Source organism: Ideonella sp. (assembly GCF_041287625.1).
Taxonomy (GTDB): Bacteria; Pseudomonadota; Gammaproteobacteria; order Burkholderiales; family Burkholderiaceae_C; genus Ideonella.
This window is the reverse complement of sequence record NZ_JBGGNH010000027.1, coordinates 103,983-121,484: the sequence shown is the minus strand read 5'-3', so window position 1 is coordinate 121,484 and position 17,502 is coordinate 103,983. Positions and strand designations below refer to the sequence as shown.

16 protein-coding genes are annotated in these 17,502 nt (G+C 67.9%); 8 read left to right on the top strand and 8 right to left on the bottom strand.

Going from position 1 to position 17,502, the window contains the following annotated elements; translation table 11 throughout:
• Nucleotides 1-24: 24 nt before the first annotated feature.
• Entirely contained in the window at nucleotides 25-684 is a 660-nt protein-coding gene (locus ACAH41_RS10500) for a response regulator (RefSeq protein ID WP_325656199.1), read from the bottom strand.
• On the bottom strand, nucleotides 681-2,738 hold the full coding sequence (locus ACAH41_RS10495) for an ATP-binding protein (protein ID WP_325656197.1): 2,058 nt from the start codon (nucleotides 2,736-2,738) through the stop codon (nucleotides 681-683). Before ACAH41_RS10495 ends, ACAH41_RS10500 begins: the two co-directional genes overlap by 4 nt.
• A 204-nt stretch (nucleotides 2,739-2,942) precedes the next feature.
• On the opposite strand from ACAH41_RS10495, the gene ACAH41_RS10490 reads away from it, so the two are divergent.
• The 3 genes from ACAH41_RS10490 to ACAH41_RS10480 all read left to right on the top strand — a co-directional run bounded on the left by ACAH41_RS10490 (nucleotide 2,943) and on the right by ACAH41_RS10480 (nucleotide 6,318).
• Complete coding sequence (locus tag ACAH41_RS10490; RefSeq protein WP_325656195.1) at nucleotides 2,943-5,237, top strand: NADP-dependent malic enzyme; 2,295 nt, start codon at nucleotides 2,943-2,945, stop codon at nucleotides 5,235-5,237.
• Nucleotides 5,238-5,452: 215 nt separating this feature from the next.
• Nucleotides 5,453-5,875: a ribonuclease domain-containing protein gene (locus ACAH41_RS10485; RefSeq protein ID WP_370538291.1), complete on the top strand. Its 423-nt coding sequence runs from the start codon at nucleotides 5,453-5,455 to the stop codon at nucleotides 5,873-5,875.
• Between the two features lie 47 nt (nucleotides 5,876-5,922).
• Nucleotides 5,923-6,318, top strand: a complete 396-nt coding sequence (locus ACAH41_RS10480; protein ID WP_141288262.1) for a barstar family protein — start codon at nucleotides 5,923-5,925, stop codon at nucleotides 6,316-6,318.
• On the opposite strand, the gene ACAH41_RS10475 is transcribed toward ACAH41_RS10480, so the two are convergent.
• The gene (locus ACAH41_RS10475) at nucleotides 6,293-6,463 is read right to left on the bottom strand and encodes a hypothetical protein (protein WP_170200914.1); all 171 of its coding nucleotides are present in this window, start codon (nucleotides 6,461-6,463) and stop codon (nucleotides 6,293-6,295) included. The two genes, ACAH41_RS10480 and ACAH41_RS10475, sit on opposite strands and share 26 nt — an antisense overlap.
• 284 nt (nucleotides 6,464-6,747) lie before the next feature.
• Here ACAH41_RS10475 and ACAH41_RS10470 point away from each other — a divergent pair, with 284 nt between their 5' ends.
• The 3 genes from ACAH41_RS10470 to ACAH41_RS10460 are packed head-to-tail and all read left to right on the top strand — an operon-like array spanning nucleotide 6,748 to nucleotide 8,506.
• Complete coding sequence (locus tag ACAH41_RS10470; RefSeq protein WP_325656332.1) at nucleotides 6,748-7,431, top strand: CsgG/HfaB family protein; 684 nt, start codon at nucleotides 6,748-6,750, stop codon at nucleotides 7,429-7,431.
• The gene (locus tag ACAH41_RS10465; RefSeq protein ID WP_325656191.1) at nucleotides 7,428-7,832 is read left to right on the top strand and encodes a DUF4810 domain-containing protein; all 405 of its coding nucleotides are present in this window, start codon (nucleotides 7,428-7,430) and stop codon (nucleotides 7,830-7,832) included. The genes ACAH41_RS10470 and ACAH41_RS10465 overlap by 4 nt, the downstream gene beginning before the upstream one ends.
• Nucleotides 7,829-8,506 carry a DUF799 domain-containing protein gene (locus tag ACAH41_RS10460; protein ID WP_325656189.1) on the top strand — a complete coding sequence of 226 codons (678 nt, stop codon included), beginning with the start codon at nucleotides 7,829-7,831 and terminating at the stop codon, nucleotides 8,504-8,506. The genes ACAH41_RS10465 and ACAH41_RS10460 overlap by 4 nt, the downstream gene beginning before the upstream one ends.
• A gap of 76 nt (nucleotides 8,507-8,582) precedes the next feature.
• Here the strand turns inward: ACAH41_RS10460 and rsmA are convergent, their stop codons facing one another.
• Genes rsmA through ACAH41_RS10445 form a run of 3 tightly spaced genes read right to left on the bottom strand, consistent with a single transcriptional unit; the run spans nucleotide 8,583 to nucleotide 13,032 of the window.
• Nucleotides 8,583-9,353, bottom strand: a complete 771-nt coding sequence (gene rsmA / locus ACAH41_RS10455) for a 16S rRNA (adenine(1518)-N(6)/adenine(1519)-N(6))-dimethyltransferase RsmA (RefSeq protein WP_325656187.1) — start codon at nucleotides 9,351-9,353, stop codon at nucleotides 8,583-8,585.
• The gene (locus ACAH41_RS10450) at nucleotides 9,350-10,696 is read right to left on the bottom strand and encodes a peptidylprolyl isomerase (protein WP_325656185.1); all 1,347 of its coding nucleotides are present in this window, start codon (nucleotides 10,694-10,696) and stop codon (nucleotides 9,350-9,352) included. The genes rsmA and ACAH41_RS10450 overlap by 4 nt, the downstream gene beginning before the upstream one ends.
• Entirely contained in the window at nucleotides 10,693-13,032 is a 2,340-nt protein-coding gene (locus tag ACAH41_RS10445) for an LPS assembly protein LptD (protein ID WP_325656183.1), read from the bottom strand. Before ACAH41_RS10445 ends, ACAH41_RS10450 begins: the two co-directional genes overlap by 4 nt.
• 220 nt (nucleotides 13,033-13,252) lie before the next feature.
• On the opposite strand from ACAH41_RS10445, the gene ACAH41_RS10440 reads away from it, so the two are divergent.
• The gene (locus ACAH41_RS10440) at nucleotides 13,253-14,353 is read left to right on the top strand and encodes a phosphotransferase (RefSeq protein WP_325656181.1); all 1,101 of its coding nucleotides are present in this window, start codon (nucleotides 13,253-13,255) and stop codon (nucleotides 14,351-14,353) included.
• A gap of 16 nt (nucleotides 14,354-14,369) precedes the next feature.
• On the opposite strand, the gene ACAH41_RS10435 is transcribed toward ACAH41_RS10440, so the two are convergent.
• Nucleotides 14,370-15,404 carry a LysR substrate-binding domain-containing protein gene (locus tag ACAH41_RS10435; protein ID WP_325656179.1) on the bottom strand — a complete coding sequence of 345 codons (1,035 nt, stop codon included), beginning with the start codon at nucleotides 15,402-15,404 and terminating at the stop codon, nucleotides 14,370-14,372.
• Nucleotides 15,405-15,570: 166 nt separating this feature from the next.
• On the opposite strand from ACAH41_RS10435, the gene ACAH41_RS10430 reads away from it, so the two are divergent.
• Nucleotides 15,571-15,855 (top strand): DUF4148 domain-containing protein, encoded by a 285-nt coding sequence (locus ACAH41_RS10430; RefSeq protein WP_325656177.1) that lies wholly within the window; start codon nucleotides 15,571-15,573, stop codon nucleotides 15,853-15,855.
• Between the two features lie 104 nt (nucleotides 15,856-15,959).
• Here the strand turns inward: ACAH41_RS10430 and ACAH41_RS10425 are convergent, their stop codons facing one another.
• Nucleotides 15,960-17,426, bottom strand: coding sequence for a M20 family metallopeptidase (locus tag ACAH41_RS10425; protein WP_325656175.1), 1,467 nt, complete (start codon nucleotides 17,424-17,426; stop codon nucleotides 15,960-15,962).
• Nucleotides 17,427-17,502 lie beyond the last annotated feature (76 nt).

Genomic DNA, 17,502 nt, shown 5'->3' with positions numbered 1-17,502 from the left:
GCGATCACTGCAGCAAGGGCTTGGTCAGGGACGGAGCAAGTTGGCCAGCTCGACGGCGGATTTCACGTTCATCTTCTCGAAGACCCTTGCCCGGTGGACCTCGACGGTGCGCACGCTGATGTCCAGTGCGTCGGCGATCAGCTTGTTCGGCCGGCCTTCGACCACCAGCTGCATGACCTCGCGTTCGCGCTCGGTCAGGTCGGCCAGCGCGCGCTGCACTTCGCGCTTGGCCAGGCGCTGCAGCAGCACCGCTTCGCTGGCCTGCAAGGCATGTTCGACCCGATCGACCAGCGCGTTGTCCGAGAACGGCTTTTCGACGAAGTCGAAGGCGCCGCGCTTGACGGCGGCCACCGCCGTCGGCACGTCGCCGTGGCCGGTCAGGAAGATCACCGGCAGCACCTGGGCCAGGCCACGCTCGACCAGCCGGTCGAACAGCGCCAGCCCGCTCATGCCGGGCATGCGCACGTCCAGCACCAGGCAGGACGGTGCAGTGGGCCAGTGGGCGGCCAGCTCGGCATGGGCGCCACGCTGGGCCAGCAGTTCCTCGAAGGCCTCGGCGCTGGCAAAGCCCTCGGACAGCAGGCGGCGCGAGCGCAGCAGCCAGGCCAGGGCGTCGCGCACCACGTCCTCGTCGTCAACGAGGTAGACCATGGGCAGGCCGAAGCGGGACGAGGTGGGCGTCATGGCACGGGAGGAGGAGGCGCGTTGCGGCGCGGGCTGTCGGGCGCAGGAAGGGTAAACCGGAATTCGGTGCCGCTCGGTGCTTCTTCGCTGCCAGCCGGGACATTCGCGGGCGAGTGATCCAGCACACCGCCATGCTGCTCGATCACGGTGCGGCACAAGGACAGGCCCAGGCCCATGCCTTCCTGGCGGGTGGTGAAAAACGGCGTGAACAGCCGCGCGGCCACTTCCGGGGCGATGCCGGGGCCGGCGTCGGCCACGCTGAACTGCACCCAGCGCGGCTCGTGCTGGCGCACCTTCAGCGTCAGCACCCGCTGGGCCAGCGGCGTCTGCTCGGTTTCCATCGCCTGGATGCCATTTCGCGTCAGGTTCAGCAGCACCTGCTCGACCATCGTGCGATCGGCCTGCACGCTGGGCACCGGCCTGGGCAGGTCCAGCTCGATGCGGGTGCCGCTCTTGCGCGCCTGCAGGCGCACCAAGGGCAGCACGGCCTCGATCAACTGGTCCGCCGCAACCACTTCGCGCGACTGTTCGCGCCGCCGGACGAAGCCGTGCACGCTCTTGATGACCCGCCCTGCCCGCTCGGCCTGCTCCGCAATGCGCTCGATGGCCTGGCGCACCAGCGCCAGCGTGTCCGGCTCGGGCTCGGCCATCAGGTTCAGCGAACCGGTGGCATAGCTGGCAATGGCGGCCAGCGGCTGGTTCAGCTCGTGGCTCAGCAGAGAGGCCATTTCGCCGACAGTGGCCAGGCGCGCCGCGGCTTGCAGCCGCTCCTGCTGCTGGCGTGACAACTCCTCCATGCGGCGCTCGGCGCTGACGTCCAGGATCGCGCCCATCCAGCCCACGTGGTGGCCGACCCGGTCATGCAGCGGCGCTTCGTAAATCATCACCGGGAAGCGCTCGCCACTGCGGCGCATGAAGACGGTTTCGTAACCCTCACGGTGCACGCCGCCGCCGTCCACGCCCAGCTGCAGCCGGGTGTCCTGGCGACGCAGGTATTCCTCGACCTGCTCGGGGGGCCAGTAAGGCGGTGGAAAGCGGCCGATCAGCTCTTCCGGCGCATAGCCCACCATCTCGCTGAAGGCCGGGTTCACATAGCTGACGCGGCCTTGCACATCGCGCGCCCGAAGGCCGGTGACCAGCGAATCCTCCATCGCCCGGCGGAAGGCCAGTGACTCGGCCAGCGCGGTCTCGACCTGGCCGCGGCGGCGCACATCGCGCACCAGCAACACCACCAGCCCAAGCAGCACCAGCGACAGGCCCAGCACCAGCGCAATCGCCAGGTTCGGGATCAGCCCCGGCCGGCCGGCCACGGCATCGGCGCGCAGCTGCAGCGAGCTGCCGGGCAGGTCGACCAGCCGGCTGGCATGGTAGATGCCGGCGCCGCGCATCGGCCCGGCACGCACCAGCCGCGTGCCGTCGGCCTCGACCAGCGACAGCTCGTGCCGGCCGACCTCGGCCTGGCGCACCGTGTCGTCCAGCATGGCCGCCAACCCCAGCGTGGCCACCATGAAGCCGACCGGGTGCCCGCCGCGTGTCATCGGCATGCACAGGTCCAGCACCTCCAGCCCGAGGCCGCTGGGCTGGGGCACGAAGTAGGAGCGCGAATAGGCCGGCGCGCTGCTGCGGCGGGCGGTGGCGCAGGCGGCCTGCAGCTCGACCTCCAGCTCGCTGCGGCCGATCACGGTGAACAGCGAAAGCTCGGGCCTGCCGTCCAGCGCCAGCTGGACGCGCAGCTCCAGGTCCCGCCGCTCCAGCCGCAGCACCTCGCGGCGCTGGCGCAGCATCTCGGTGGCGTCCAGCCGCCACTGTCGCTCGTCCGGCTCGTTCCACAGCAGCGACTGCACGCTTTGCTGGCTGCGCAGCAGCACCCGCCGCATCTCGATGGCCGCCGAGGTGGCGACCGCATCGGTCTCGTCCTGGGTGCGGGCTTCCTCGTAGCGCAGCGTCAGCAGCACCAGCAGCGACTGCGCGACCAGCAGCAGCACCACCAGCGCGCCCCACAGCAGCCAGCGCATGCCGCGGCGCAGCCGGGGCGCGTCGGCGGGGGTGTCCATCCTCATCGGCGTGGGGTCTCGCGGGCGCATGGTCGTGCAGGGAACGGGGCCGAAGTATCTGCGCTGGGCAAGGGCAACCGGTAAGCAGTTCCTCGCATGCGCCGTGCCTGCCGGCGCGCGCACACTGCGCCCCCCGCCCCGCTGTTCACATCCGGCTCCTACAATCGCCGACCCCGGGGTTGGGAATGAAAAGGACACTTTGCGATGCCGTCAGCCGAAGAACGAAAAGCCGAACTGCGCCGTGCGGCGTTGGAGTATCACGAGTTCCCGACGCCGGGCAAGATCGCCGTCACGGCCACCAAGCAGCTGATCAACCAGCACGACCTGGCGCTGGCCTATTCGCCCGGTGTGGCCGCGGCCTGCGAAGAGATCGTCGAAGACCCGGCGAATGCCTTCCGCTACACCTCGCGCGGCAACCTGGTGGCCGTGGTGACCAACGGCACCGCAGTGCTGGGCCTGGGCAACATCGGCCCGCTGGCTTCCAAGCCGGTGATGGAAGGCAAGGGCGTGCTGTTCAAGAAGTTCGCCGGCATCGACGTCTTCGACCTGGAGATCGCCGAGAACGACCTGGACAAGCTGGTCGACGTGATCGCCGCGCTGGAGCCGACCTTCGGTGGCGTGAACCTCGAAGACATCAAGGCACCGGACTGCTTCTACGTCGAGCGCAAGCTGCGCGAGCGCATGAAGATCCCGGTCTTCCATGACGACCAGCACGGCACGGCCATCGTCGTCGGTGCGGCGCTGCTGAACGGCCTGAAGGTCGTCGGCAAGAGCATCAAGCAGGTCAAGCTCGTGTCCTCCGGCGCTGGCGCCGCGGCGCTTGCCTGCATCGGCCTGCTGGTCAAGATGGGCCTGCCCAAGGAAAACATCTGGCTGACCGACCTGGCCGGCGTGGTCTACAAGGGCCGGGTCGAGCTGATGGACCCTGACAAGGCCGAGTTCGCGCAGGAAACCCCGCAGCGCCACTTGTCGGAGGCCATCGAAGGCGCGGACATCTTCCTGGGCCTGTCGGCCGGCGGCGTGCTGAAGCCCGCGATGGTCGCCGCCATGGCCCCCAAGCCGCTGATCTTCGCGCTGGCGAACCCGACCCCGGAAATCATGCCCGAAGAGGTCAAGGCGGTGCGCGACGACGCGGTGATGGCCACCGGCCGCACTGATTACCCGAATCAGGTCAACAACGTCCTGTGCTTCCCGTACATCTTCCGCGGCGCACTGGACTGCGGTGCCAGCACCATCAATGACGAGATGGAGATCGCCGCGGTGCGTGCGATCGCCGAGCTGGCCCAGGCCGAGCAGCACGACGTGGTCGCCGCCGCCTACGCCGGCATCAACCTGAGCTTCGGCCCGGAATACCTGATCCCCAAGCCTTTCGACCCGCGGCTGATGACGCAGATCGCACCCGCCGTGGCGGAGGCGGCGCAACTCTCGGGCGTGGCCACCCGACCCATCACCGACATGGTGGCCTACCGCGAGAAGCTGCACACCTTCGTCTATGCCTCCGGCACGATGATGAAGCCGATCTTCTCGGTCGCGAAGAAGGCCAAGGCCAACCGCGTGGCCTACGCCGAGGCCGAGGACCGGCGCGTGCTGCGCGCGGTGCAGGTGGTGGTCGACGAGGGCCTGGCCCGACCGGTGCTGGTCGGCCGGCCGAACATCATCACCGCCCGCATCAAGAAGCTGGGCCTGCGCCTGGAAGAAGGCCGCGACTACGAGATCGTCAACACCGACGACGACCGCCGCTACCGCGATTTCTGGCAGACCTATCACCAGATGATGGACCGCAAGGGCGTGACCGAGCAGCTCGCCAAGATCGAGATGCGCCGCCGCCTGACGCTGATCAGCAGCATGCTGCTGCACAAGGGCGAGGTCGACGGCCTGATCTGCGGCACCTGGGGCTCGACCGCGCTGCACCTGAACCACATCGAGCAGGTGATCGGCCGCCGCCCCGGCGTCAAGACCTACGCCTGCATGAATGGCCTGGTGCTGCCGAACCGCCAGCTGTTCCTGGTCGACACCCACGTCAACTACGACCCGACCGCCGAGCAGCTGGCCGAGATCACCATCATGGCGGCCGAGGAAATGCTGCGCTTCGGCATCCAGCCCAAGGCCGCGCTGCTGTCGCACTCGAACTTCGGCTCCAGCAACCAGCCGTCCGCCGTCAAGATGCGCGACACCCTGGCGCTGGTGCAGGCCCAGGCGCCCTGGCTGGAGATCGATGGCGAGATGCACGGCGACGTGGCGCTGGACACCGCCTACCGCGCCGAGCTGATGCCGCGCAGCACGCTCAAGGGCGAGGCCAACCTGCTGGTGCTGCCCAACATCGACGCCGCCAACATCAGCTACAACCTGCTGAAGACCGCCGCCGGCGGCGGCATTGCCATCGGCCCGGTGCTGCTGGGTGCGGCCAAGCCGGTGCACATCCTGACGCCTTCGGCCACCGTGCGCCGCATCGTCAACATGACCGCATTGACCGTGGCGGATGCCAACGCCGGGCGCTGATCGCCCGACCAACCGGCACCAAAACCGCGCATCCAGGCCGGCAGCAGAAACAAAGTAAGTAATTACTTCAATACCGGTCCACTGCACGCTTTTCGGGCAGTGGACTTGTGGTATTTGTGCCAATCAGATAGGATCGCGGTTTGATTCTTCAGGGCAAACCCGTGGTTTTTCTTGGTCGGCTGTCGACAACGTCGATGGAGCGGTCGTGGCGCCAGATGCGAAATCTGGCACGCCAAACGATTCGTTCTCTCGGCGTGGCAGCGGTGCTGGGAACCGCCACCGTGGTCCAACTGGCAGGGTCCGGCGCAGCCCTTGCGCGGGAACCGATGGTCGTCACCGCCGATTCGCTCGGCACGGTGTCGCTGGCCAGCCTGCCGCCCGAGGCGCAGCAAACCGAACGCCTGGTGCGTGCCGGCGGTCCGTTTCCCTTCGACAAGGATGGCGTGACCTTCGGCAACCGGGAGCGCAGGCTGCCGTCTCAGGCGCGTGGCTACTACCGCGAGTACACCGTGCCCACGCCCCATGCAAAGAATCGTGGGGCAAGGCGTTTGGTGTGCGGCGGTCGTCAACCGCAACAGCCTGAAGCCTGTTTCTATACCGACGACCACTACGCCAGCTTTCGCCGCCTGGTGCCGTGAACGCCATTTCGGGATCTGGATTTCTTTGACCAAGGAGGAACGCGACCATGCTTTTGCAGACCGTCCGTCCCAACATCGTGCAGGCGATACGCGCTTATCGGGTGGATGACCTGATGCGCGCGGCCCAGGAATCGGGCCAGCACTTCCTGTTCGCCAATCTGACTGAAGCCCAGTCCAAGCAGGACGTGCTTGAGGGCATTGCCACCTCGTTCTTGTTCCCCCAGCATTTTGGGAAGAACCTGGACGCGCTGTATGACTGCATGACCGACCTCGTGCACAAATCGGGCCAGCAGCCCGGCTTTGTTGTCGTGCTGGAGCAGTTGCCGGACAACTCGCGTTTCGACCGCGAATCCCGAGAACAGCTTCTGGACGTATTCCGCGACGCGGCCGACTTCTGGGCCGAACGGAAAATACCGTTCAGATGTTTCTATTCTTTTCAGTAGCCCGCTCCCAAGAAAACGGGTCATGGGAGCGGGCTGCGGAAACGGCCCCCGAAAAACCGGCCAGCAAGGCCAGTACAAAAGCAGGCAGCAACCCCAGCTTCGGCATGAACATGCCGATGATGAGCAGCGCCTTCGACACCGCCATGTGGCAGAACGCCGCTTGATTGGTGCACCCGGTCTCGCGGGTACGCGAGACCGCCCGCCGGGCGGGTTGGCGCGGTCGCCTTGGGGCGGCCCGGCGCCGACCGCGCTGGCGTAGCACCGCGCACGGTTGCTGAAAGACATGAAAGACGGCCCGCGCTTGCGGGCCGTTTTGTATTGGCGGCACCTCTTCGATCTGACATTTCGTTTCGTTACACTCCCTCGATCCATCGCCGGTGGCGGTTGGTGGACTTGTTCAAACAACATTTCCTCGAGGGAGGGAAACCAATGAACCATCGTGCATGGGTCATCGCCACGGCGACGGCCCTGTCCGGCGCAGCCCTGGGCGGCTGTGCCACCGAAAGCTCACGTGCGCTGCGCGTGGAAACCGTTCAGAGCGCTGCAGCGCCGTATGCCGGCACCCGCTTGCCGATCACGGTCGCCCGCTTTGACAACCACTCCAGCTACATGCGGGGCGTGTTCTCCGATGGCGTGGATCGCCTCGGCAGCCAAGCCAAGACCAGCTTGGTCGCGCACTTGCAGCAGTCTCAACGTTTTGCAGTGCAGGACCGCGAAAACCTGAGCGAGACCAGCCAGGAAGCGAAGCTGCAGGGCGTCACGCAAAAGCTGCGCGGCGCCGCCTACGTCGTCACCGGCGACGTCACCGAGTTCGGCCGCAAGGAGACTGGCGATCAGCAGCTGTTTGGCTTGCTCGGTCGCGGTAAGGCACAGATTGCCTATGCCAAGGTCACGCTGAACATCGTCAACAGTGTCAGCTCGGAAGTCGTGTTCTCTGCCCGCGGTGCAGGCGAGTACGAGCTGTCCAGCCGGGAAGTGCTCGGCTTCGGTGGTTCGGCAGGCTATGACGCGACGCTCACCGGCAAGGTGCTCGACCTTGCGATGCGCGAGGCTGTGAACAACCTGGTCAACGGACGCGATGGCGGCCAGTGGGGAACGGAGGCCCGCCCATGACGCGCTCGCTTCGCGGCATGTCGCAGTTGATCGGCGCGTTGGCGCTGATGGCCATGACTGGCTGTGCCCACCAGACCGCGCCGCTGTATGCCTGGGGCGACTTCCCCCGGCACCAGTACGACACGCTGCTGAACCAGGGCGCATCGCCGGGCCAGCAGATCCAGGCGATGGAGAAGGTGTCCGCGAAAGCAGCGAGCGGCCGCAGTGCGCTGCCACCAGGCTTCCGCGCCCACCTGGGCATGCTGTACCTGTCTGCCGGCGACGCAGATCGGGCGAGGGAAGCCTGGGAAGCGGAGAAGCGCGCGTTCCCGGAATCCGCGCCTTTCCTCGACACCCTGCTCCAGCGCCTTGACAGCAAGCCCGGCGCTGCTGGCGCACAGGACAAGGGGAACCCGGCATGAATCGCCTGAGCATCAAATTCGCGGTCCTTGCGGCAGCCGCGGCCCTGACCGGCTGCGCCGCGCCGAGGATCGCGCCGTACGACTACACCGCGTTCAACGCCGCGAAACCAGCCTCGCTGCTGGTGCTGCCACCCATCAACGATGCACCCGACGTCAAGGCCACGCCGGGCGTCTGGGCGCAGGCCACGCGCCCCTTGGCGGAGGCCGGCTACTACGTGCTGCCGGTGACCCTGGTCGACGAGACGCTGAAGCAGAACGGCGTGCAGACGGCGGTCGATGCGCAGGCCATTCCCACGGCCAAGCTGCGTGAGGTGTTCGGTGCAGACGCCGCCGTGTACCTGAAGGTTTCGCGCTATGGCACCTCGTACAAGATCGTGGACAGCGAAACCCGCGTGGAAGTGGAAGCGCGCATCATCGACCTGCGCAGCGGGCAGCTCCTGTGGAAGGGCGCCGCTGTTGCCAGCTCTGCAGAGCAGGGCCAGCAGCAGCAAGGCGGCATCGCCGGCCTGCTGATCGCCGCGGTGGTCAAGCAGATCATCAACTCGACCACGGACGCCTCCTTCAACTACGCCGGCATTGCCGACGCGAGGCTGCTCGGTGCGCCGCAGTTCAACGGCGTGCTGCCGGGCCCGCGCTCGCCCGCATACGGCAAACCATTGCCCGCGCAACCCTGAGTTCAGCGCTCGCCGCAACAGCCCCGCCGGGCTTGTCCCGTGGGGCTTTTTTGCGTTCGGACCGAGCGCGCGCCGATCAGCGTGGCGGCAGCGACTGCGCCAGCGCAACGAACTCGGCCACAGGGACTTCTTCGGCGCGGCGTTGCATGTCGAACGTGCCTTCGAAACCCTGCTCTTCGAGCCAGCGGCCGAGTGCATGGCGCAGCAGTTTGCGGCGCTGGGAAAACGCGGCCTGCACCATGGCGCCGAAGCGGGGCAGGTCCAGGGTGGCGGGTTGCGGCAGCGGGGTCATGCGGACCACGGCGGAATCGACCTGCGGTGGCGGGTCGAAGCTTTCGGGTGGGACGTCGAGCAGGGACTCGATGTCGTAGCGCCACTGCAGCATCACCGACAGCCGGCCATAGGTCTTGCTGCCAGGACCGGCAGCCATGCGGTCGACAACTTCCTTCTGCAGCATGAAATGCTGGTCTTCCACATGCTGCACATGGTCCAGCAGGTGGAACAGGATGGGCGTGGAGATGTTGTATGGCAGGTTGCCGACGACACGCAGCTTGGCGCCCAGCTCACCGGCCAGCGCGCCGAAGTCGACCTTCAGCACGTCTGATTCGATGACGCTGAGGCCTTCCTGCTTGCGCAGGCGGGCAGCCAGGTCGCGATCCAGCTCGATGACGGTGAAGGCCGGGCAGCGCTCGCGCAGCGGCAGCGTCAAGGCGCCCAGGCCAGGGCCGATCTCGACCAGCGGCTGACCCGGCTTCGGATCGATCGCGCGGACGATGTCGTCGATCAGCGCGACATCGGTCAGGAAATGCTGGCCAAAGCGCTTGCGCGCCAAGTGAGGCTTGCTCACAGTGGCGGCTCGCGCATCTCGATGAAGGCCTTGGCACGCAGCTCGTCGATCCACTCGGCGTAGGCCGCGTCGAACTTCTTTTCGCGCAGCGCGGCACGGGCCTGCTCACGTGCCTTGATCGGGTCGATGGGGATCTCTCGGCGCTCCATCACCTGGATCAGGTGCACGCCGTAGCGCGAGACGATGGGCGTCGAAATGCCACCTGGCTGCAGCGCGTTCATCGTGATCTCGAACTCGGGCACGAAGGTGCCGGCCGCGGCCCAGCCCAGGTCGCCACCGCGCGAGGCGCTGCCGTCTTCGGAGTAGGCCTTGGCCAGGTCCTCGAAGCTGCGCTTGCCGCTGAGGATCTGGGCGCGGAAGTCGGCCAGGCGGCGCTGCGCCGCGTCCTGGGACAGTTGTTCGGACGGCCGCAGCAGGATGTGGCGAGCACGGGTCTGGGTGACGGTGTTGACGTCCGCGCTGGCGCGCGAGAGCACCTTCAGCAAGTGAAAACCGGCCGGGCTGCGCAGCGGCTGCGGCGTGACCGCACCGACCGGCAGGTCCTTCACCGCGGCAACAAACAGGTCCGGCAGCCGGTCGGTTGGGCGCGAGCCGATCTCGCCACCGCGCTCCTTGTTGTTGTCTTCCGAAACCGCCTTGGCGACCAGCTCGAATGGCTCGCCGCTCTGGATCCGGCCCTGCACTGCCTTCATGCGGGCCTGCACTTCGGCAACCTGGGCCTCGCTGGGGTTTTCCGGCAGGGTCAGCAGGATTTGCGCAAGGTTGATCTCGTTGCGCGTGGCCTTGGCGGCGCGCTGCTCGGCCAGGTAGGCGTCGACCTCGGCGTCGGTGATCTTCACGCGCGAATTCACCTCGCGCTCGCGGCTTCGCTCGGCCAGGATCTGGTCGCGCAGGTTGGCCCGGAAGCGCGTGTAGTCCATGCCGTCGGCCTTGAGCCGCTCGCGCAGCTGGGGCACGGTCATCTTGTTGGCACTGGCGATGTTGTCGACCGCGCGGTCCAACTCTGCATCGTCGACCTTGGCGCCGCTGTCGCGGGCATTGGTGATCATGACCCGCTCGTCGATCAACTGCTCGACGATCTCCTTGCGCAGCGCAGCGTCATCAGGCAGCTTGGCGCCAGAGCGCGCGGCCTCTTCCTTGGCTCTGGCGATGCGCTGCTGGACCTCGACCTGGGTCACCAGTTCGTTGTTGACCACGGCCACGATGTAGTCCGCGGTGCGGGGGGCCGGGATCACCGGCGCGGGCTTGGTGCCCACGCGCTGGGCCAGCGCCCCCAGGTGCGGAAAGGCCAGCGCCACCATCAGCGGCAGCAGGCGGAAAAGGGAACGCGAGGAAGACATCATGGATTCACCGTGGACGGTGGCGCTGCGTTGTCATCACGCAGCAGCCGGTAACCGGGGATATTGTCCTTCAGGACCTGCAGCGGGTTGCTGCCCAGGCGGGACAGGCCGACCAGCTCCAGCTGGATCATCAGCCGCTTGGTGGCTTCGGACTGGCCGGTGGAAACCCGCTCGGCCACCACCCGCGCGATCCAGCAGCCAGCGTCGTATTCGAGGCCGACGATGGAATCGGTGGTGCGGTGGTCCTTAAGGCTGTAGTTGACGCGACCCACACCATACAGCGTGCCCTGGCAGCTGCCATCGGCACTTTGCGTGCCCTTGCCGCTGAACAGCGGCCATTGGTAGCCCAGCTCGAACTGTTCGCTCAGGCCGCGCGAGTAGCGGTAGGTGCCGGCCAGCGTGTGGAACGGGGCCGGGTTGTAGCGCATCGAGATGATGGAGCGCACCGTGCGGCCGGTGTCAGGGTTGTACTGCAGCGTGGTGTCGGTGCGCCAGTCGTGACCGAGCCGGCCGGCGGCAAACACCAGCAGGTCCGAGACATGGTTGTCGCTGGCCTGGCCGTCGGCCGTCAGCTGCTGGTCGCGGAACTGGAAGCGTTGCGCGGCGCCCAGGCTGAAGCGCTCCACGCCGGTGTCCGGCTCGATCCAGCGGGTGCTTGCGCCCAGCGTGATCTGGTGCGCATCGCTGACGCGGTCAATGCCGGTGAACTCGTTGTCGGCATAGATGGACAGCGAGTTGAAGTCGCTGGCTGCCGTGTCGAACAGCGGCAGCGCATCCTGGCCATGCGTGGGTGTGTTCAGGTAGTGCAGCCGCGGCTCCAGCGTCTGCACGAAGCGGGTGCCGAACCAGGTCGAATCGCGCTCGAAGCGCAGCCCGCCGTCGACGCTGGCGGTGGGGATCACACGGTGGGCGCGGGTGCGGCCGTCGCTCATCGGCTCGTCGGTGTCGTAGGCTGCGGCGTTGACAGCCAGGCGCGGCGTCAGCCAGCCCCAGCCGAAGTCGTAGGGTCGGGCCACGGCGCCCAGCGCATGCACGCGGCTGCCCTGCGGCCGGGTGTCGCCGGCCGCGCGGTCGTTCAGCGTGAAGCGGTTGGCCTCGGTCTCCAGGTCGAAGCGCAGCGACTGCCAGCCCACATTGCTGAGCCTCGCGCCAATCTGCGGCGCGCGCTGGTAAGGCACCTCGATGGGCGTGTCCACGTCCTGCAGCACCCGCCAGTCCTGCACCCGGGCATAGACCGACAGGTTGCCCTGGTCCACCGCCCACGAACGCCAGACGCCCGCCTGCTGAGGCAGCAACCGCGGCGCCAGGCTGGGCAGCAGGCGCGAGAAGTCCTTCCAGTAGCGGTCGTCCGAAGCATCTTCGTAGGCCAGTTCGTAGCGCACGCCGTTGTCCAGCGCGCCTTCGTGCTCGGCCTGCACCGAGTAGCGGCGCGTGTCGGTGGTGCGGTCTTCCGGCACCCAGTGCAGTTCCAGCCGCCCGCTGTCATTGGGCTGCAGGTAGCGGAATTCGCTGCGCAGTGCCGTGCCACGGCGCGACGAGAGCACCGGGGTGAGCATCAGGTCGTAATTCGGTGCGAAGCGCCAGTAATACGGCACCGAAAAACCGAAGCCGCCGCGGCTGTCGAAGAAGTCGATCGTCGGTGGCAACCAACCGGACTTGGCGGCATCGCTGGTCGGGAAGCTCATCGACGGCAAGGCCAGGATGGGCACGCCGAGGAAACGCAGCACCGCGCCGGTGGCCTTGCCTTCGTTGGCGTCGAAGTCCAGGTCCAGCTTGTCCATGCGCAGCTCCCAGCCCGGCTCGCCATCGGCCTCGCGGGTGCAGCTGCTGTAGTTGGCGTTGTAGGCAGTGAGCTGCTGCGGCCCGGTGAAATCGATCCGGCGCGCATTGCCGCCAGCGGCGGTGCGGGCGAAGTAATACGTTGGCTCTGTCACGTAGCCGGTGTGGCTGTCCAGCAGCAGCTGGGCCTGCTCGCCGTTGAACATGTCGCCGCCGCTGCTCAGCCGCACCTGGCCATTGGCCATCACCAATCGCTGGGACTGCAGGTAGCGCAAGGTGTCAGAGGTCAGCAGCAGGCCGCCGCGGCGCAGCTCCACGTCACCCAGCGCCTGGGTTTCCTGGTTGATCTGGCTGTGGACTTCGCGTGCGGTCAGTTGCACCGGGCTGTCGGTGTTGCCATCGACCGGTGGCCGCGGGCTGACCCTGCCGGGCCGGGACTGGGCGGGCGTGGTCAGCGCCGGCGCAGGCAGCGCAGCAGCGGTCGACTGGGCCAGGGCCGGTGCTGCCACGCCGTAGGCCAGCGCCAGCCCGGCGGCCAGCGGCAGCCAGGCGAAAGGCACGGGGCGGGGGCGGCGGGAGCGGCGGTGGTCGGGCAGCGGGAGAAACAAGCGCAGCAACTCGCGGTGGTGTGCAAGCCCCGCCGGTCATGGCAAGCGGCTCAACACAAGGCGGGCCGGCAGCAGCCGCCCGGGGCGTCATTAGAATGAAGATTATCCATGAGCCCTGCCCGGCCGCCCCAAGCGGCCTGCTCCGAAGCCCTTCCAGGCGAAGGCGCCCCCGATGACACCTGATTCCCCCGCCCCTGCTTCTTTCGCCACAGCCGCCGTGCAATGCCCTGCGCGCATCGCCTGGAGCGACCCGGCCCGGCGCCAAGCCTTCGAGCAATGGCTGCAGCCGCTGGTCGCCTCGCACGGCCTGCAGGTGGCCAGCCTGGAAGCCGCCTCGGCCGACGCCAGTTTCCGGCGCTACTTCCGCGTGCAGGCGCAGCAGGTGGGCCGCTCCGTCACGCTGATCGTGATGGACGCACCGCCGCCGCTGGAAGACGTGGCGCCGTTTGTGCAGGTCGCCGGGCTGATCCAGCAGGCCGGCCTGCACGGCCCGCAGGTGCTGGCCTGCGACGCCGCCCAAGGTTTCCTGCTGCTCAGCGACCTGGGCCGCACGCTGTACCTCGATGCCCTGCAGGCCGAGGACTGCGCCCAGGCCGACAAGCTGATGCGCGACGCGATCCGCGCGCTGGTGCATTGGCAGGGCCATGTCGACGCGGCACCGCTGCCGCCGTACGACGACGCGCTGCTGCGCCGCGAGCTGGCGCTGTTCCCCGAGTGGTGCGTGCAGCGCGAGTTCGGCATCACCTGGGCGGCCGAGCAGCAGGCCCGCTGGCAGCTGGTGTGCGACCGGCTGGTGGCCAGCGCACTGGCGCAGCCGACCGTGGCGGTGCACCGCGACTGGATGCCGCGCAACCTGATGGTGGCCGACCCGAACCCTGCCATCCTGGACTTCCAGGACGCCGTGCGCGGCCCCATCAGCTACGACGTGGCCTCGCTGCTGCGTGACGCTTTCCTGTCCTGGGACGAGGAGCAGGAGCTGGACTGGGCGGTGCGCTACTGGCAGGCCGCACGCAAGGCCGGGCTGCCGGTGGACGAGGACTTCGGCGAGTTCTGGCGCCAGCTCGAATGGATGGGCCTGCAGCGCCACCTGAAGATCCTCGGCATCTTCTGCCGCCTGAAGCACCGCGACGGCAAGCCACGCTACAGCGAAGACCTGCCGCGCTTTTTCGCCTATGCGAACAAGGTCGCGCTGCGCTATCAGCCACTGAAACCGCTGCTCGCGCTGATCGAGCCGATGCAGCAAGCGAAGCTGAGCACCGGCTACACGTTCTGACCCGCGCCTGAGCGGATCACTCCGCCGGGCTGGGTGCCACCTGCGCAGAGGCTGCCGCCGCCGCCGCAACCAAGGGACACCCGGGACCGCCCGGCCTGCGCGTCTCGCAGCCGGCTGCGGCCAGCCACGGATCACGGTCCTCGCCGCCGAAGGCTTCGACCAGGAAGTCCCGCAGCGCGCGGGTCCGGGCGGGCAGGTGGTGGCGGGTGGGCATGCACAGCCACAGCGTCTGGCTGTAGAGCCGCCATTCGGGGATCACACGCTCCAGCGCATGCTCCATCAACGCGTCTTCGGCCACGAAGGACGGCAGGCCGGCAATGCCCAGCCCGGCCAGCGCCGCCGCGTAGTTGGCGTCCACGTGCAGCGTGCTCAGCACGCCGCGGGGTGGCACGGTCTGGAACACGTCCGGCCCGGTATCGCCCTCCTTGGCGCAGCCGCGGTAGAACGTCACGCCGCGTATCAGCTCCGAGGACGGCGGGATCAGCATGTCGTGCTGCTTGAACTCGGCCGGGTGCTGCGGCCGGCCACGCTTGTCCAGGTACTCGGGCGAGGCGCAGCAGATGACCTCGGTGCGCGCCAGCCGGCGGGCCACGAACTGGCCGTCCAGCGGCTTGCGGGTGTGCACCAGCGTCAGGTCGAAGCTCTCGTCCACCGCCTCCACCGCGCCCGGCGCGGTGATCTCCAGCGTCACGTGCGGGTACAGCGCGTGGAAACGCGGCAGCAGCTTGGCGATCTGGTGCACCGCGAAAGCCGGCGCCGTCAGCAAGCGCACATGGCCACGCGGCTCGTGCACCGAGGCCGAGGTCATCGCCTCGGCCTCGTCGATGTCGGCCAGGATCTGCCGCACCCGCTCCAGGTAGCCCTCGCCGGTTTCGGTCAGCGACAGCCGGCGCGTGGTGCGGTTCAGCAACCGGGCGTCGAGGTGGGTTTCGAGCTCCGAGATCAACCGCGTGACGACGGCCGGCGCCAGGTCCAGCGCGCGGGCCGCGGCGGCCAGGCTGCCTTCGTCGACAACACGGGCGAACACCCGCATGGCGCGCAAGGTGGGCATGCAAAACCTCCAGAAAACACGAGGGCGGTGGGGCTGGCAGCGCGTTTCGATTGTTTGCGAAACGAGAACACTGCGTGTCCGCAAACCTTATTTATTCCTTCGATCCAAATCTCTACAGTTCAACCCTATCGGCACTAACCCTGGGCCGAAACGAAAAGGAACTCAGATGACCCGCTTCTCCTCCGCTTCCCTGGTTGCCGGCCTGCTGCTGGCATCTGTCGCCACCCTGAACCTGGCCCAGGCCGCCGACAAGGCCGACCAGCCCCGTACCCGCGCCGAAGTGCTGGCCGAACTGGCCCAGGCCCGCGCCAACGGCGAAATGAACTTCGCCGACCAGGAAGTCATGCAGACCCCGCGTCGCGTGCACGTCCAGGCGCAGACCGCGTTTGCTGCCAACGCCCCGGCGACGACCAAGACCCCGAGCACCGAAGCCAAGACCAGCGCCCAGTGAGCGCGCGGCCACGGCAGGCCAGCCCAAACGGGCCGGGCCTGCCAGACTCACCAGAACCGAAGCGGGCCTCTCAAGCCCGCTTTTTCGTTGCCTGAGCCGAATGTTCAGGGATGGGCCGCGATGACCTCGGCCACCGCCGCCGTCAGCCGCGTGCCGTAGCCAATGTGCAGGAACTCGTTCGGACCGTGCGCATTGCTCTTCGGGCCCAGCACGCCGCAAACCATCATCTGCGCCTTCGGGAAGCCCTGCTGCAGCAGGCTCATCAGCGGGATGGTGCCGCCCTGGCCGATGTAGCCCAGCGGTGCGCCGAAATGCGTGCGCGAGGACTTGTCCATCGCCGCTTCCAGCCACGGCGACAGCTCGGGTGCATCCCAGCCGGTCGCGCCCCATTGGCCGACGCGGCCGTCCGGCACGAAGGTCACCTTGGCGTTGTACGGTGCGTTGTCTTCCAGCAGCGCCTTCAGCTGCACCGCCGCCTCGTGGCCCTGCACCAGCGGCGGCAGCCGCAGCGAAAGCTTGAACGCGGTGTACGGCCGCAGCACGTTGCCGGCATTGGCCAGCGACGGCATGCCCTCCACGCCAGTGACCGACAGCGTCGGCCGCCAGGTGCGGTTCAGCAACGCCTGCACCGGGTCGGTGGTGGTCGGCAGCGTGGCGCCGCCGTCGGCGCCGCAGGCCCATGGGTAGCGCTTCCAGACCTCGTCGCCGAGGATGTCGGCCGTGGCCTGCGCCTGCGCCACGCGCGAGGCCGGCACTTCGCAGTGGAAGACGGGGGGCAGCAGCCGGCCGGTGGCGGAGTCTTCCAGCCGGTCCAGCACCTGCCGCATGATGCGAAAGCTGGACGGCACCAGCCCGCTGGCGTCGCCCGAATGGATGCCTTCGGTCAGGATCTCGACCTTCAGCGCGCCGGTGATGTTGCCACGCAGGCTGGTCGTCAGCCACAGCTGGTCGTAGTTGCCGGCGCCCGAATCCAGGCAGACCACCAGGCTCACGTCGCCCAGCCTGTCCTTCAGCTGCGCCAGGTACAGCGGCAGGTCGAATGAGCCGGATTCCTCGCAGCTCTCGATCAGCCCGACGATGCGCGGATGCGGCGTGTGCTGCGCCTTCAGCGCCTCGATCGCGCTGACCGCGGCGTAGACCGCGTAGCCATCGTCCGCGCCACCGCGGCCATAGAGCTTGCCGTCCTCGAGCTTGGGCGTCCATGGGCCCAGGTCCGAGCGCCAGCCGTTGAACTCGGGCTGCTTGTCCAGGTGGCCGTACATCAGCACCGTTTGCGTGCTGCCGGGCTTGGTCGATTCGACCTCGAAGAAGATCACCGGCGTGCGGCCTTCGCCGCGGATGACCTCCAGCTTCAGGCCCGGCACCTTGCGGCTTTCGACCCAGGCCGCGGCGTCGCGCACCACGCGGTCGATCAGGCCATGCGCGGCCCAGTCGGGGTCGAACATCGGGCTTTTGGCCGGCACCGCGATGTAGTCGACCAGGTTCGGAACGATGCGCTCGTTCCAGGCCTCGGTGACGAACCGATTCAGTTGTGCCGAATCGAGGCCGGGCAGTTTTTCAGGTGCATTCATGGTGTGAAGCCTCCGGCGCGCCGAAGACCGGCGCGGTGCAGGACGGGAACGGGCCGGATGGGCCCTGTGGCATGCG